This is a genomic window from Microvirga soli, from assembly GCF_016734765.1.
Taxonomy (GTDB): domain Bacteria; phylum Pseudomonadota; class Alphaproteobacteria; order Rhizobiales; family Beijerinckiaceae; genus Microvirga; species Microvirga soli.
Genome location: NZ_JAERQE010000009.1, coordinates 1 through 15,697 on the forward strand (window position 1 = coordinate 1; position 15,697 = coordinate 15,697).

Genomic DNA, 15,697 nt, shown 5'->3' on the forward strand with positions numbered 1-15,697 from the left:
TTGCTCACGTCGCGCCACACGGCGTATCACCTGCCGGGGCTCTAACGGCGGCTGGATGAAACTTCAGTGGCAGGTCAGCGGTTCTCGCGTAGTGAGGTCCTTTGAGGAGGCGCAGCATCGCTCAGTGTCCAAAGTGGCATCACCCGCGCTCATATCGCCGATCAGATAAGCCTGGCTGTTAGAAACCGCTTTGCTCAGTTGGGTTGACTTCGCGTGCAGCCCCTTGGACCCTACCTCCAGGCTCTTGCATATACACACAAACCCCCTATAGGTCCTAACCCTGACGCAGCACTCGTTGAAGAAGCGTTGCCTAGTTGCGAATACTTTGGAGTTCGCCTCAAAAGCATGACCATTGCAGAAAAGATCAGACGATATGTACCATCCGCCGCACGTGTGCTCCTAAAGAAGCATTATCCTGAACTCATCGAGCGGGTAGCAACCGGGCTGGACTCTGTTCCCCTCCTCCTGAAGCCGGAGGCATGGAAGGCGGGGCCAAACTCTTACGTTACGGAAACGCGCCAGCTTTCCAAAAAAATGTGGTCAGGGTTCGGAGATAGATCTGCAAGAGATCTCGAGCACCTCAAGCTTTTTGCGCGAAACCAACGAAAGACCCTTGCCTCCAGTGCTTGGAGCCTCGCGAAATGGTATGCGACCAAAGGTGATTACAGCAGCGCACTGAGCAACACCATTCTGGTAGCCGCAGCCAGACCTAAGCTCCATAAGCACCCCTATGTTCAGCTTTTGATGGTGGAGTGTCTCCTTCAGTTAGATCGACCCGATGAGGCCCTGGACTGGCTGGAGTGGTCAGCGAGGCACGCGAAGCGCAAAAGTGCAGAATTCTGCCTGTCGGCTGCGAACATTCATCATGCGCTTTCAACGCGAGAAGGCGATAGTGCCGCTGCTGACGCTATGCGCCTTGCATGGCTGAACGGGATTTATCAGCAGGCAGGCTTCTCGAGAATTTGCAAGAAGAACGAGGCTGCACCACTCACTCTCGACAACATCTCTACTCCGGACGCCTACCCAGTGGATGCGCCGGTCAAGCTGAGCATTCTGATGCCCGCCTATAATTGCGAGCATACGCTGCCGACAGCTTTGACGAGCGTCTTGAGCCAAACGTGGCGCAATCTTGAGGTGATCGTTGTCGATGATCAAAGCCAAGACGACACATGGGCCATCATCCAGGATTTTGCGCGTCGTGACAGCAGAGTAATTCCGATCCGGCATGAAAGAAATGGCGGTGCTTATTTCGCGAGGAACACTGCACTCGCGCACGCCACAGGAGAGTTCGTCAGTGTTCACGACTCTGACGACTGGTCCCACCCGGAGAAGTTTGCGGCCCAAATGACATATGCCTTGTCACACCCAGACGGCATCAGCACAACGGTTGGAGTCAGAACATCAGGCGATTTCCGTTTCAGGCCTCACACCGGCGCAGCGATTTTACTGGTGCAGAATCTCTCCTCTATCCTTTTGAAAAGGCAGATTCTCATGGATCTCGGCGGGTGGGATAGGACACGCGTCGCAGCGGACTCGGAATTCTATGAACGTGTGAAGGCAAGATATGAACTTAGAACGAATACCCTCTTCAAAGAAGTACCATTAACCCTCATTCGTTTCAGTCAATCATCCCTAACTCAGACGTCCGCGACCGGCCTTACATCCATCTATTACGGCGCTCGCCGTCAGTATAAGGAGGCTTACCGCCTCTGGCACGCCGAGGAGCGTGCCAAAGCTGCTCCGGATTTCCGGATGACCGATTCACGCCGGTTCCCTGCCCCGCGTATCATCCTTGGCCAGAGGGCAACAATAACAGACATTGACGTTGTTATTGTCGGTGACTTTGCTGATGCGGCGTACTCATACGCACAAGACGTCATACAATGGGAGAAACTTACGGATGCCGGTCTGAAACTGGGAATCGCCCATTGGCCGGCATACAAACATGCAGAAACCGACATAGCATCGTCGATCCGCGCCGCAATTTCATCGGGTCTCGTCGAGAATATGGTCCCCGGCGAGACGATTTCATGTGCGGCGGTGATCCTTTCAAGCGCAGACCTACTCACCGAACCTCCCTACGCGCTCCCATTGATATCGACGCAGCATCTCTACATCGCTGGCAAATCGACTGTATCAGACGAACAGAGGGAGGCAGCGCGGGATCACTTTGGCTGTGACCCTCTTGTTATCGCTAATGATTATGTAGCTCCCGTGTTAGAGCAGCTTGAGAGTTCCATCCCAACAAACTTCAGGATAGACGGCTTATAATCTCAATGATGCAGTCAGCGGTCGCCAGTCAGCAGCGCTTTCTGCCAACTTGCCTAAGTAGAGAGCAGGCTCTCAGGGATCGGGAAAGGGCGGTCGTTGAGGGGAAACGGCATGTATAGACGGTCTGTCGTCTCGTGCCACAGTCCGAACGCTCTACGATATTCACTTCGAGCAGGACTGAAGATCCCAAGGTCGTTGTCTATCTGGAATAGCCCTCCGCCCGACAGACTTGCATCAGACCAACTGACGAAAGAGAGAAGTTTGTTGATCCTCTGGATGCTGTTGTGCCCGAAGGCGCGCTCCATTCTCAGATGAAACTCCCCATCCCCGGCTGCTCGGACAGAGTCATACCAACCGATAGTGCTCATGACCGGCACTCGCCTGTACATCAGAGATGATGCATCTGGCCTGAAGTATCCGCTCAATGCCCGGAACCCACGCTGATCTGAACATCGAATATGCTCCACCCAGGTTGCGACAATGGAGGGCTGCCGCTGCAACTCGGACACGGCTACTTCAATCTTCTGCGGGTGCGCCCAGTCATCAGCATCTTGGTTGGTGACGAGTTCACCTCTGGCCGCCGCGAGACCCGTATTCCGGGCAACAAACACACCTGAATTCTTTTCCAGAGAAATCAGGCGGAGGCGCTGATCGGCAGCACAGATTCGCATCACGATGTCTGCGGTTGCATCATCGCTGAAATCGTCGACGACGATCACCTCGATATTCTGGTATGTCTGGCGCCGCAAGGATTCCAGCGCATATCCGACGGTTGATGCGCTGTTGAAGGCTGGCATCAAAATTGACACGAGAGGTCCGCTGATGGTCGGACGCGGCTCCGGTGTCGCCTGCAGGTTCTCGCATGCGACGGGCTGGCTCATGTTCTTGAGGCCGATGGGTAAAACGCCTTGCCTTTCAAGGAGGCCGTTGACCGCTGCCAGCTGCAGGTCAAACCGTCGATTCCAGAAGTGGATCTGTGCATCCAGAAGATCGAGCTTCATCCTGTTGCGTGCGCTTCCCGCCCCATGGCGGAGCGCACGTTCCAATCCGAGGGCGCCGGCCTCCCACCCTTTCTCACGAAGATCATGGGCACACTTCAGAATTGTGTCAAAGTGATCGACTGCCAAATGTGATGCATGCTTGACAACGCGCTGGACAGCTGCGGAGTGGATCTCCGAGCCCAGCTTCTCGGCAAAAGGCAGAGCCTTGCTCAGAAACTCGGACGCGGCGATGCTCTCTCTTTCACTCAGCACTTCCTTGATGGTCTCGGCAATCACCTCAACTTGCCTGAGATTGGCAGACGCGATCAGATTCATGTGACGACAGAGATAATCTCCCCTGAACTTTATCGGCATTGTCCCGTAGGCGGAGACGACATCATCAAAACGATGAGCTGCAAAGTAGCTGTTGAGCAGCATCCTCCACGCTCGAAGCCTCTTGCGCTTAATTGCCTCGAGTAGCACAGCGGAAGCATTGAAGTTGCCTTGATCAATGTGCTTGCGCGCCCGCTCCAGGACCAGGCTCTGCCCGGAAAAATCGATTGCTCTAATCCGGGACACGGTCTCCCGGACAAAGCCTATGGTTCTTAAGTGAGAGCGAACTCTCCTGAGCAGCTTTTGCATTGAGCGGGACGACCTGTCAGAAATGTGGGCCCGATCGGATTCCGCGTCACGAGCTCCTGAGCGGCAATTGATCGGCTCCTTCAGCTATCCTTAGCAAGTAATGGCCATAAGAGCTCTTAGACAGTTTGTGACCTAGAGCCAAAAGCTGATCACGGTCGATCCAGCCGGCATTGTAGGCGATCTCCTCCGGACAGGCGATCCGGAAACCCTGGCGTCTCTCCAAAGCACGCACGAATTCTGCAGCCTCGACGAGGCTATCAGGCGTTCCTGTGTCTAGCCATGCATAACCGCGCCCCATGAGTTCGACGTGGAGCTGACCTTGTTCGAGATATGCCCGATTGACATCGGTGATCTCGAGTTCACCTCGAGCAGATGGCTTCAGGTGAGCCGCAATATCGACCACTTGGTGATCGTAGAAATACAGTCCGGTCACGGCCCAACTCGAACGAGGAACCACGGGCTTTTCCTCGATTGAGATTGCTCGTCCTCTTTGGTCAAACTCAACTACCCCGTAGCGCTCGGGATCGGTGACATGGTAGGCGAACACCGATGCACCGGACGTACGGGCGGCGGCTGAACGCAAGAGATCCGTCAACCCATGTCCATAATAGACGTTATCGCCTAGGATGAGAACCGATGGCCCGCCTGAGATGAACTCGGCGCCGATTATATATGCTTGGGCAAGCCCTTCAGGTCGCGGCTGCTCTGCATAGGACAGGCGGATACCCCACTGCCCCCCGTCTCCCAACAATTGGCGGAAACGCGGCAGGTCGTCCGGAGTGGAGATGATGAGAATGTCTCGAACCCCCGCCAGCATGAGTGTGGTCAAGGGGTAGTAGATCATCGGCTTGTCGTAGATCGGAAGCAACTGCTTCGACGTGACATACGTCATCGGATGCAGCCGCGTTCCGCTTCCTCCGGCCAGAATGATGCCCTTCATCGCTGTATCTCCTTGGCACCCCGCCGTATCAGGGCGTGTTCAGGTTGCGCCACTATGCAAAATAGACCGGGAGTTCCGCCAGGCTTGGATGCTTGCGGTCCTTGTCAGAAAGAACTGCCCTCGCTGGCTCAACGGGCCAAGCAATGCCCAGGGTTGGATCGTCCCAAGCCAAACCATGGTCATGGGCAGCCGAGTAATAGGCAGAAACCTTGTAATAAATTTCGGTGTTCGGCTCGAGCGTGCAAAAACCGTGAGCGAAGCCAATAGGCACAAACAGCTGACGGCCGTTTTCTGCCGAAAGCTCAACCGCCACATGCCGACCATAGGTTGGGGATGTGTGTCGGAGATCGACCACGATATCCTGGATTGCGCCGCGTATGACGCGAATGAGCTTTGCCTGAGCAAATGGTTCGCTCTGGAAATGCAGGCCTCGGATCGTGCCGACAGCAGTGGACATGGAGTGATTGTCTTGGACAAATTCTGTGTCGATACCAGCCTCGGTGTAACGCTGCCGGTGATAGGTTTCGGAAAAGAAGCCTCGGCGATCACCCAGGCGCTTTGGCGTCACGATTTTCACCTCCGGGATCGCAGTCGGTTCCACACTCAGCACGTTTTGTCTCTCTTCAACCTGCGTGGCTAACCTCGGCCACGTTAGACGGCCACACCGAGCCGCTCGCCGCGATATATGCCTGAGCGGACGCGCTCCCACCAAGCCCGATTGTTGATATACCACGAGACTGTTTTCCGCAGACCCGTCTCGAATGTTTCAGCCGGGCGCCAGCCCAGCTCACGCTCAATCTTGCGGGCATTGATGGCATAGCGGAGGTCATGCCCAGGCCGGTCGGTCACGTACGTGATGAGCTTCTCCCGCGCATCGATGCCGTGACTGGGCGACAGCTCGTCGACGAGTTGGCAGATGGACCTGACGACATCGATGTTCGTCCTCTCGTTCCAGCCACCGATATTATAGTTCTCGCCCACCCTGCCCTTTTCTGCCACGAGGATCAGAGCCTCAGCGTGATCGTCCACATAGAGCCAGTCTCGCACGTTCTCGCCCTTGCCGTAAACCGGCAACGGCTTTCCCTCCAAGGCGTTGAGGATCATGAGTGGAATGAGTTTCTCGGGAAAATGATAGGGGCCGTAGTTGTTCGAGCAGTTCGTGATCAGTGTCGGCAGGCCATAGGTGTGGTGCCAGGCGCGAACGAAATGGTCCGAGGCCGCCTTCGACGCCGAATATGGCGAGTTGGGCTGATACGGATACTCCTCATGGAAGAAGCCTTCCTGGCCAAGGGATCCGAAAACTTCGTCAGTCGAGATGTGATGGAAGCGGAATGTATCGCGATGCGCGGCATCAAGCCTATTCCAGTAAGCCAGAGCCGCCTGGAGTAGTGTAAAGGTGCCGACGACATTTGTCTGCACGAACTCTCCTGGGCCATCGATTGAGCGATCAACATGGCTTTCGGCCGCAAGATGCATGATCACATCTGGCTTGTACTCATCGATCAGCGTTTGCATCTGTCGGGCGTCTGCAATATCGGCTCGCACGAAGCGATAGCGGTCACTGTTCGCAACGGAATTGAGGGAATCAAGATTTCCCGCATAGGTGAGCTTGTCGACAACGAGAAGCTGATGTGGTGTGCTGGAAATCAGCTTGCGGACTACAGCCGATCCGATAAATCCGGCGCCTCCGGTGACCAAAAATCTCTTTGCCATGACCCACGCTCTTCTTTGTTCCGAACCGCTGAGCATGCCCTACTGCTTAGCTTAGGCGACCTGCTTTCTGTATCTCGGGCAGGCTACTAGCGTAAAATGGTAATATCGTCCACGACTTCGGGGTGCCGCGATCTAAAGGTCAATAAGGCACATTGAGCCCATTATTAAACTTTAGGTAGAAAAACAGGATCGAGACCCTGCTTACCGCGCAGACTGGAAATAGTGCGCCGCTGCTTTTCGGATCCGCTCCAGGACCGGATGCTCCTCGACCTGCCGGTACGCTCCCAAGATCGTGTCTGCACCATAGAGCTCCCTCAAGCGCTTCCAGGCCTCGGCCATGTGAACCACGCGCTTCTCCTCGTCAATGCTTCTCGACTTACGGTGATAGACGAACGTGTTCGTGGCCACGGCGAGTTCAAATCCGGCCGCGACAGCCCTGAAACAATAGTCGTTCTCCTCCCCATAGAAGAGCTTGAAGTTCTCCTCGTCGAAGTAGCCGATGCTGTCGATCACCTTCTTCTTGATGCCGAAGCAGAAGCCGTGAACGAGTGGCACACGGGGCACGGGATCCGCATCGCTCCAGGTTTCGCAGGCTCGGTCGAGGTCTGCAGCTGTGACCCCCTTCGGCAAAGCATTGATTGCCGTGTTCTTACCGGTGCTTCTGATATTGGGAATCGATTGCGCTCCTGCCGCGTTCGACAGGGGCCCCACGATGCCGATCCGTTCGCTCCGGTTGGCGGCATCGAGAAGCTTCACGGCCCAGTCCGCGCTCACAATCGTGTCGCTGTTCAGAAGGATGCGAAAAGCCGCAGTTCCAGCAGCAAGGCCTCGGTTCGCCGAACGCGTATAGCCCAGGTTTTGCTCGTTCTCGAGCAACGTGACCTGATCCCGGTTGGCCGCGAAATCGCGGAGGTAGGAGGTCGTCTCCTCGTCTGAGCGGTCATTGACGACAATGATCGTGTGATTTGGCCGCAATGCCGCCCAAGCGGCCTCCAAGCAGAGGCGCACATCCTCCAAGGCATTGTGGACGCAGACCACAATATCGATGGCAACATCGGCCACGGGTTCTAACTGCCGGTTCCTGATTTCGGCGAAGGGTGTGCCCCTAGAAGGATCAGCATGACGTCCAAGCCTCAGGAGAGCCTCCGGGATCACCAGAGCCCGTGCGAAGCTATGCCGGAAATAAAGAAAATCCTCATGGTCCCTCACAGAGGTGCCCTCCGGTAGGAGCGGCGCAATGTGCAGGTCGTTACAGCGGTAGCTCACCCATGCAAGTCCAAGCTGATCACGGCGGCTGAAACGCTCGATCTGCTGCCACCACAGGTGCAGGGCGTTGGCTGTTCCGTGCCTCTTCAGTGGAACGACCATGAAGCCGGTTTCGAACAATGGCTGTTTCTGGGGCAGGCCAGCCCTCCTGTAGTCCTCGACCTGCTTGTCAATGAGCTTTGAGGAATCTTTCTTCAGTCGCTTGCAAGCCTCAGCCTCGTCATAAAAGCAGGCGCGATGCGGATGCGAGATCAGGCCGAGATTGGCACTCCGGCTCTCCACCATTTCGATATAGCTATGAATGTCGCCCTTCAGGATGATGTTGGCATCCAGCCAAACAGCAACCTCATGGCCCGGAAACAGTTCATGGGGGTGCGTCTTGATCCACCGTGCGATTCTGGTCGGATCAGGATGGTAGTACGGCGCCGAGCGCATCTGCCAGATACCGTAGTCATTTCGTGGCCGATCCGTGAAGCACACGTAATCGACTGCCGGATCGATGCGTTCTGGGAGAAGCAAGTTGTCGTACTCGCCAAAGATGGCCGTATAGAAGACGATCCTGCGCTGTGGCGGGGCAGTAACGCGGTAGGCGGAGATCTGCTCCTCAAGCTCGCTGCGAACATCCCACCGATTGTCAAACAAGGCCTGTGCCATCTGCTTCGGCAGCGTTGTCGCAAGTCCATCCTTCGTTCGGTCTAGGGTGCGCTGCACTCCCCCAGCTACGCCTGGAAGCGCCTGCGCCAAGACGCGCAAGGGGCGCGTCACAGTCCAGGACAGGGAGCCCCGAATCCCTTTGATCTCCGTCTGCAACCCACGAATGGTGGCTCGCAGCTCAGCAATCTCTTCCTTTTGCCGCCGAAGCTGCTCTTGGAGGGCGGCGGCATCCCTTTCAGCGCCGAGATCTGCCTTGTTCGTGCATGAGCACTGAGCATCCTGAGTCATACGTCAACAACCTTCCAGCTCAGGGCCCGCACCACACCTGCATCGTGTCCATGCCGCTCCTTCGACCATTTCTGTAGGAATGACATTAACTCTTGCTACTTGGTGTCTGTCCCCGTAGACGCCGCGTAGGTTTCAATAACCTCTTCGATGGGCCCCAATGCCTTTACGCGGCCATGCTCCAAAAGAAGTGCCTTGTTGCAAAGATCCCGCAGCACCTTGTTCGAGTGCGAGGCCAGAACGAGAAGCTTAGAGTCTCGTGCAAAGCCTTCTAGCTTTTCGTTCGCCTTCTTGAGGAAGCGGGCATCACCCGTCGCTACGACTTCATCCAGCAACAGGATATCAGTCTCGACATGGGTGGAGATGGCAAACGCCAACCGCGCGCGCATGCCCGAGGAGTAGGTACGCATGGGCAGATCAAGGAAGTCGCCGAGTTCACTGAATTCAGCGATCACATCGGCTTTCTTCTTCAGTTCAGCCTTGCTCATCCCGAGAAACAGGCCGCGAATGAAGATATTGTCATAGCCGGTCGAGTCCATGTCCATGCCAAAGCTGAGGTTCAGCAATGGCGCAACACGTCCTTGGACCGTGACGCGTCCATGCGTCGGCGTATAAAGTTTGGCCATGACGCGCAGAAGCGTGGTTTTGCCAGCACCATTGTGCCCGAGCAGTGCTAGGCGATCCCCTGGCCCTAGCGTGAGCGACAACTGATCCAATGCACGCACGATCAATTGGCCGGACTGCCCTGATGACAGCTGCCCGCCAATGGGCCTCTCATCGGACGACCGACGCCGATCCGATTTCAAGGCGTGGACTGGAAATTCCAGCGTTATGTTTTCAAGCTTAATCAGCGCCATCGTCTGACCTCAAACCCAAAATGCGATCCGTCGACGCCAATGGGCATAGACCGGCACCATGATCCCCCAACCGATAAGAGTGATCGCCAGGGTCACACCCCAGACCAGGGTGCTTGGACTCTGCCCCAGCAGTGGTGCCCGCAGTATCTCAATAAAATAATAGAACGGATTGAAATCAACGAAGACCGTGCGAAACCCGGTGGCATCCTCCGGATACCAGAGGATTGGCGTCACGAAGAATGCAAGGCGCATTGCATTCGGGACCAGTTGCCCCAGGTCGCGATAGCGGACGTTGATGAGGCCCAGCAGAAGACCGACCCAAATTCCGTTTAGCAATACGATCGCTAGGGCCGGCAGAACCAGGACGATGTTCGGGAACGGCCATACTCGGAAGAGCGCAAGGACCGCGAGATAGACGATGGAATTAAAGCCCAGAATGACAATATTCTTCCAGAGGAGCTTATAGATATACACCGTCCTCGGAACGGGGATTTCCCGAATGGCGGCGGCATTGCTTGCGAAGGAGTCCTTGCCCTCGACCACCAGCGCCTGCAGGAAGCCCCAGATCATGTAGCCCGTGACAAGATGGGGTATGTAGTCGGACATGGGACGTGCCATGATCCCGCCGTACAGGGTGCCGATACAAGTCGCGACGAAAGCAAGACTGAGAGTATTCCAGAAGGGTCCAATGCGCGAACGACGATGGCGCGTCTGCACATCGCGCCATCCGAGCGTCATCCACAATTCACGCCAGCGCCAGCCGTCGCGAATCTCGAGCAGCACGTCCAGCATATTCAGACCGACGGTTCTCAACTTCTCTTCCCTGATCCATTCTCGGTGTTGAGCGGTCAACTTGACATGCGACTGGCTATGCATGACGGCTGAATTCTGATGTCACAAGACACCAACCGACAGCCTATACAAGACGACGGCAGGCTTATGCCTTCACCACGTTACTGCGCTTGCCGAGATACCGCCCACGCGTATCGACGATAAGCCTCGCATGCCTTTCGATGGTCTCGTAATCAAACTTGTCATGGTCCGTGGCCAGAAGCACCAGGTCGTAGTCGGCCAGCGTCTCCGGGGTCAGGTCCACGCTTTGAAGATCGAACGAGTAGCGGCGCATCTTCGGAAAGCTCGGCACGTGCGGATCGCTGTAGTCAATCTGCGCACCCTTTTCCTGGAGAAGACTCATCAGCTCGACAGAAGGCGATTCCCGCATGTCGTCGACATTCTTCTTGTAGGCGATGCCGAGCACAAGAATCTTGCTGCCACGGATCGGCTTCTCTCGCTCGTTTAAAGCATCGGCGATCTTCTCCACGACCCATTCAGGCATCGTGCTATTGATCTCGCCGGCGAGCTCGATGAAACGTGTATGGAGGCCATACTCGCGCGCCTTCCAGGTGAGGTAGAACGGATCGATGGGAATGCAGTGCCCGCCGAGACCGGGGCCTGGATAATAAGGGACGAAGCCGAACGGCTTGGTTGCGGCTGCCCGGATGACTTCGTGAATGTCGATGCCCATCCGGTCCGCGATGATCTTCATCTCGTTGACGAGGCCGATGTTGACGGCGCGGTGAATGTTCTCAAGGAGCTTCGTCAACTCAGCAGCCTGCGTGGAACTGACGGGCACCACCGTGTTGATCACCTGCCCGTAGAGGGCAAGGCCTACTTCAAGGCAGGATGGCGTGCTGCCGCCGCAGACCTTCGGAATCGTATGGGTAGTGAACTTCGCGTTGCCGGGGTCCTCACGTTCCGGCGAGAAGACGAGGAACGCATCCTCGCCAATCTTGAAGCCAGCCTTCTCCAGGCGTGGCCGCAGCTCCTCCTCGGTCGTGCCGGGATAGGTGGTGCTCTCCAGGGACATGACCTGCCCCCCCCGCATATGCGGCACGAGAGCATCCACCGTGTTCAGCACGAAGCTGAGGTCCGGCTCGCGGTACTTGTTCAGAGGGGTCGGCACGCACAGGATCAAGGCATCCACATCGCGAGCGCGGGTGAGATCGGCAGTCGGCTCGAACCCGCTCTTGATGGCCTTCGCGATGCCCTCGGAGGCAATATGCTCGATATAGGTCTCACCCCGCATGAGGGTGTCGACTTTCTCCTGGTCGATATCGAAGCCGACGACCCTATAACCGACTTCCGAATAACGGAGGGAAAGCGGCAGACCGACATAGCCCAAGCCGACGATACCGATCACAGCGGTTTTATCGTTCAGTTTTTTCAGCAACGTGTCTTTGTGCATCGGGCATCTCGGCTTCAAGCTCGTAGGGTGGAGCGGTCCTTCTATAAGGGCATTGACCCAGACCGCATACCTCCAGAAGGCGCCATAGTGCCGCGCCTGCCGAAAGGGAAGCTTCCTCCGACCCACAAGCCTGACCGGAGCACTTCGGCGCCGCTATACCGCTTTGGCCCATCCCCAGCAACCCTAACCCGAAATCCGGCTTGGCCTTCTTAGCCCTCGCTTGCCGCGCCCAGGGGATCTCTTTACTAGGACGGCTCGGACCCCGGAGACCAGGGATGCATGTCTTAGCTGTCGCAGTAACGTACAATCCCAATATCGACCTGCTGACCCAGGTGCTGGCATCCGTTGCTCCGCAAGTCCAAGACTTGGTCGTGGTCGATAATGCCTCGGCAAATGCCGAGGAGGTGAGGCGCCTGACTTCAGACGCATCTGCGCAATTCATTGATAATACTTATAATCTAGGCATCGCTGCAGCACAGAATCAAGGCATTGCTCTAGCCCGGAACGGAGATTTTACCCATGTCCTGCTTCTCGACCAGGATACAGTTCTCGCGCCCGGGATGGTCGCGGATCTGGCGGAGAACCTGAAAGCGCTTGAAGCCGGCCAAGGCGGTGTGGCGGCCATCGGACCAGCCTATTACGAGCTTAACAGCCAACGACAGACAAAAGCCTATCGGGCCAAGGGCCTTCGTTTATCGCGGATCTCCTTAGCGAGCGAGTCTCGTCCCGTGGCAAGCGATTTCATCATCGCCTCCGGGTCTCTGATCCCCTTGACCGTCCTGGAAAAAGTCGGCGGGTTCAGAGAGGACCTCTTCATTGACCTCGTCGATGTTGAATGGTGCTTCAGGGCGCGCGTGGCAGGATACCGGAGCTACCTGTCCCCTACCGCAAGAGTGGAGCACCGATTGGGAAGTGGGACGGTCAAGCTTGGACCCCGCCAGGTTGCCGTCCATGTTCCGATACGGAACTATTACTGGGTCAGGAACGCTCTCTGGCTCGCCCGCCAATCCTATACGCCCCCGGCCTGGCGGCTTTACTACATCAGCCGCTGCTTGGCCTTTCTTGGAACCTATACGGCCCTTGCTGACAAAAAGGCACAGAGGCTGGGTCTGATGACCCGCGGACTCCGCGACGGACTGACAGGCCGCCTCGGACCCCTCGACCCCTAAAGCTGAAGCTTAGCCCACCTGCCGTTCGGCTTGGGCCAATCCCCATTCCAGAAGGGTCTCGGTACGCTCCTGCGTCTCCGCCTCGACATAGACGCGCAATTCCGGGGCATTGCCCGAGGCGCGGAAATGAATGACCTCGCCATTGTTGGCCGTCAGACGCACGCCGTCCTGCCCGTCGAGTGCCGCAACACCGCCCAGTGATCCCGTCAGGTCCTCTCGGAAAGTCTGATCCTGCTCAAGCCGCTTCAGGAAAGCGGCACTCCTCTCGCTCGGCACATTCTTAAGGCGATTGCTCGCCGCAGCCTTAAAGGCGAAATCGGCCCCAATCTCCGCAAGTGCCCTTCCCTGCTCCTTGGCCTCACCAAGTGCACACAAGATCGGTAGCATGGCATCCCGGGTCGGAAGGGCTGCAAGTCTGCGCTCCTCCCGAACGATGTCAGAGCCGAGGAGAACGCCGCCGTTTGCCTCAAACCCGACGACAGCCTCCGCCCCGGCACGGGCAGCCTCCGTCATCCCCTCGATGACGTAAGGTGATCCGACTCGGGTGCGAATCACCTGTTCAAAGGCGCCGGCAGCCTCCAGAGCGGAGTTTGAGGTCACAGGCGTGACAATCGCGTCTGCGCCCAGATACCGGGCCGTGATCGCGCCGACCAGATCGCCGCGCAGGAAGGAACCGGCCGCATCAGAAATCAGAGGACGGTCCGCGTCTCCATCAGTGGACACGATGGCATCGAGCCGCTGCTCGCCTGCCCATTGCCGGGCCAGCACCTCATCCTCCTCGCGCAGAGCCTCGGTGTCGACCGGAATGAAGCTCGTGGCGCGGCCCAGCGGCACCGCCCGCGCCCCCAGGCTCTCAAGCATCTGGACGATCACGTCCCGGGCTACGGAGGAGTGCTGGTATACGCCCACCGTCAGCCCCGAGAGAGCCCCTGCTCCGAAAAAGTCTCGGTAGCGATTCTGGTAGGCTGCGATGAGGTCGACATCAGGAGTCGGCGCCTGAAACCCGCGAGCACCCTCTGGGACGGATGTGATTCTCAGACCGGCATGCCAATCCAGAATGGCGGCTTCATCCTTTTTGTCGATCTCGCCTTCTGCCCGGTAGAACTTCAGCCCGTTGCGATCCTCAGGGATGTGGCTGCCGGTGACCATGATCGCCGGGATGCTAGAGCGCATGCCGTGGTAGGCGAGCGCAGGCGTCGGAAGGGCTCCGCAATCGAGCGGCGTGAGGCCGGCATCCTTCAGGGCGGCACAACAGAGCCGAGCGATGCTGGGGCTGCTCTCCCGCAGGTCCCGCCCGACCAGAACCCGGTATCCGGAGGCTGCGGCAGAGCCGTCTTCCTTCAAGATCTCGGCGAAGGCGCGGGTGTAGGCGAAGGCAGGCACGCCGTCCAACTCCACCACAAGGCCTCGCAGGCCGCTCGTCCCGAACTTCAGGGAAGAGGAGATCGCTGTCGGAATGAAGTCCATGCCAAATGCCTTTGCGTTTTCTTCCGCGCCTTGCCGTCTCACGGACGAGTTCTCGCAGGAAGACCATGTTGGCATGAGTGTCGGCTCACTAGACCTGAAGTCAACGCATCCACACGGCGCACGCAGGTCACCCTCATGAGGTGGCTGTCAATTTGGATTACCACAAAAGGCTTCATCGTATGGCGGAGATCGGCTCCCATGCCGCAGTTTCCGCGGATCGCCGGATAGCATCCAGGATTCGCATATTCATGAGCGCATCCTCCAAACCATAGGCGAGCGCCCCCTCCCCCCGGATGGCGCGACTGAAGGCAGCGCCCTGCTGCGCATACTGGTCGATCACCGGGAAATCGATGGCTTTCGCCGACAATCCCCCGTGTGCGCTGCCGTCATCCACGAAGATCCGTGTCCGCCTGTCCGGAGGGGCGTTGAAGGGGATTTCGATCTCGATGCGCCCTCTGGTGCCAAGCAGCTGGATCCGCTGGAAGGGCACGGACTGCGTCAAGACAGTGAAGGTCAGCTGCCGGCCATTGCCGAAGTCCAGAAGAGCGCTTGTAGTGCGGTCCACGCCATAGGTCGGATCACGATCCACGAGCGCAATCGTGCGGGTCGGCTCGGCGTCGAAGAAATAACGACCGGCCACGACCGCATAGCAGCCGATGTCGAGGAGCCCTCCCCCGCCGATGTCCGGCCTGTTGCGGATGTTGTCCGGCTCGACGTTGAAGTAGGAGAAGATGACCTGGATGGACCACAGGTCCCCGATGCCCTCGGATCGAATGATCTCGCGGGCGCGCTGCCATTGCGGATGGTGACGCACCATGAAGGCCTCGGCGATCAGCACCTGCGATGAGGCCTGCCTCAACTGCTCCGCCTCATCGGCCGTGATGGCGATTGGCTTCTCGCACAGCACGTGCTTTCTGGCGGCAGCCGCCGCCAGGGTCATCGGAACGTGCAGATGGTTGGGCAATGGATTGTAGATCGCCTCGATGTCGGGATCAGCCAGCAGCGCCTCGTAAGAGCCATATGCCTTCACGATTCCGAGTTCCGATGACATCTTTCGCGCGGCTTCCTCGTTTCGCGAGGCGACGGCAACCACGTGGCAGAGCGGGCTCTTCATCATGCCGGGAACGACTTTCGTCCGGCCGATTTTGGCCGTGCTCAGGATACCCCAACGGACCGGCTGCATGGCTCTCTCCTCAGGTTCTGTCAGT

12 protein-coding genes are annotated in these 15,697 nt (G+C 57.6%); 2 read left to right on the forward strand and 10 right to left on the reverse strand.

What is annotated here, in order from left to right; genetic code table 11:
- The first annotated feature begins 345 nt into the window (after positions 1-345).
- Positions 346-2,271 (forward strand): glycosyltransferase family 2 protein, encoded by a 1,926-nt coding sequence (locus JKL45_RS10130; RefSeq protein ID WP_201861020.1) that lies wholly within the window; start codon positions 346-348, stop codon positions 2,269-2,271.
- A 53-nt stretch (positions 2,272-2,324) separates the two neighbouring features.
- Here the strand turns inward: JKL45_RS10130 and JKL45_RS10135 are convergent, their stop codons facing one another.
- The 8 genes from JKL45_RS10135 to JKL45_RS10170 all read right to left on the reverse strand — a co-directional run bounded on the left by JKL45_RS10135 (position 2,325) and on the right by JKL45_RS10170 (position 11,853).
- On the reverse strand, positions 2,325-3,689 hold the full coding sequence (locus JKL45_RS10135) for a glycosyltransferase family 2 protein (RefSeq protein ID WP_201861021.1): 1,365 nt from the start codon (positions 3,687-3,689) through the stop codon (positions 2,325-2,327).
- A gap of 250 nt (positions 3,690-3,939) precedes the next feature.
- The gene (rfbA, locus tag JKL45_RS10140) at positions 3,940-4,833 is read right to left on the reverse strand and encodes a glucose-1-phosphate thymidylyltransferase RfbA (protein ID WP_201861022.1); all 894 of its coding nucleotides are present in this window, start codon (positions 4,831-4,833) and stop codon (positions 3,940-3,942) included.
- Between the two features lie 52 nt (positions 4,834-4,885).
- Complete coding sequence (gene rfbC / locus JKL45_RS10145) at positions 4,886-5,443, reverse strand: dTDP-4-dehydrorhamnose 3,5-epimerase (protein WP_201861023.1); 558 nt, start codon at positions 5,441-5,443, stop codon at positions 4,886-4,888.
- A gap of 41 nt (positions 5,444-5,484) precedes the next feature.
- Positions 5,485-6,546, reverse strand: coding sequence for a dTDP-glucose 4,6-dehydratase (gene rfbB / locus JKL45_RS10150; protein WP_201861024.1), 1,062 nt, complete (start codon positions 6,544-6,546; stop codon positions 5,485-5,487).
- A 201-nt stretch (positions 6,547-6,747) separates the two neighbouring features.
- Positions 6,748-8,523, reverse strand: a complete 1,776-nt coding sequence (locus JKL45_RS10155; protein WP_201861025.1) for a glycosyltransferase domain-containing protein — start codon at positions 8,521-8,523, stop codon at positions 6,748-6,750.
- 326 nt (positions 8,524-8,849) lie between these two features.
- Positions 8,850-9,608: an ABC transporter ATP-binding protein gene (locus tag JKL45_RS10160; protein WP_201861026.1), complete on the reverse strand. Its 759-nt coding sequence runs from the start codon at positions 9,606-9,608 to the stop codon at positions 8,850-8,852.
- A gap of 9 nt (positions 9,609-9,617) precedes the next feature.
- A complete protein-coding gene (locus JKL45_RS10165) occupies positions 9,618-10,421 on the reverse strand; it encodes an ABC transporter permease (RefSeq protein ID WP_201861027.1) in 804 nt (267 codons plus the stop codon).
- 124 nt (positions 10,422-10,545) lie between these two features.
- Positions 10,546-11,853 carry a nucleotide sugar dehydrogenase gene (locus JKL45_RS10170; RefSeq protein WP_201861028.1) on the reverse strand — a complete coding sequence of 436 codons (1,308 nt, stop codon included), beginning with the start codon at positions 11,851-11,853 and terminating at the stop codon, positions 10,546-10,548.
- A 275-nt stretch (positions 11,854-12,128) separates the two neighbouring features.
- Between JKL45_RS10170 and JKL45_RS10175 the strand changes: the two genes are divergently transcribed.
- Positions 12,129-13,022 (forward strand): glycosyltransferase family 2 protein, encoded by an 894-nt coding sequence (locus tag JKL45_RS10175; RefSeq protein WP_201861029.1) that lies wholly within the window; start codon positions 12,129-12,131, stop codon positions 13,020-13,022.
- A 9-nt stretch (positions 13,023-13,031) separates the two neighbouring features.
- Here the strand turns inward: JKL45_RS10175 and JKL45_RS10180 are convergent, their stop codons facing one another.
- A complete protein-coding gene (locus tag JKL45_RS10180; protein ID WP_201861030.1) occupies positions 13,032-14,489 on the reverse strand; it encodes a phosphomannomutase in 1,458 nt (485 codons plus the stop codon).
- A gap of 172 nt (positions 14,490-14,661) precedes the next feature.
- Positions 14,662-15,672, reverse strand: a complete 1,011-nt coding sequence (locus JKL45_RS10185; RefSeq protein ID WP_201861031.1) for a Gfo/Idh/MocA family protein — start codon at positions 15,670-15,672, stop codon at positions 14,662-14,664.
- Between the last annotated feature and the right edge of the window lie 25 nt (positions 15,673-15,697).

Coding starts and splice junctions, on each gene's coding strand:
- JKL45_RS10180 (WP_201861030.1), bottom strand. CDS start 14,489: ATGGACTTCATTCCGACAGCGATCTCCTCTTCCCTGAAGTTCGGGACG.
- JKL45_RS10135 (WP_201861021.1), bottom strand. CDS start 3,689: ATGCTGCTCAACAGCTACTTTGCAGCTCATCGTTTTGATGATGTCGTC.
- rfbB (WP_201861024.1), bottom strand. CDS start 6,546: ATGGCAAAGAGATTTTTGGTCACCGGAGGCGCCGGATTTATCGGATCG.
- JKL45_RS10185 (WP_201861031.1), bottom strand. CDS start 15,672: ATGCAGCCGGTCCGTTGGGGTATCCTGAGCACGGCCAAAATCGGCCGG.
- JKL45_RS10170 (WP_201861028.1), bottom strand. CDS start 11,853: ATGCACAAAGACACGTTGCTGAAAAAACTGAACGATAAAACCGCTGTG.
- JKL45_RS10130 (WP_201861020.1), top strand. CDS start 346: ATGACCATTGCAGAAAAGATCAGACGATATGTACCATCCGCCGCACGT.
- rfbA (WP_201861022.1), bottom strand. CDS start 4,833: ATGAAGGGCATCATTCTGGCCGGAGGAAGCGGAACGCGGCTGCATCCG.
- JKL45_RS10175 (WP_201861029.1), top strand. CDS start 12,129: ATGCATGTCTTAGCTGTCGCAGTAACGTACAATCCCAATATCGACCTG.
- JKL45_RS10160 (WP_201861026.1), bottom strand. CDS start 9,608: ATGGCGCTGATTAAGCTTGAAAACATAACGCTGGAATTTCCAGTCCAC.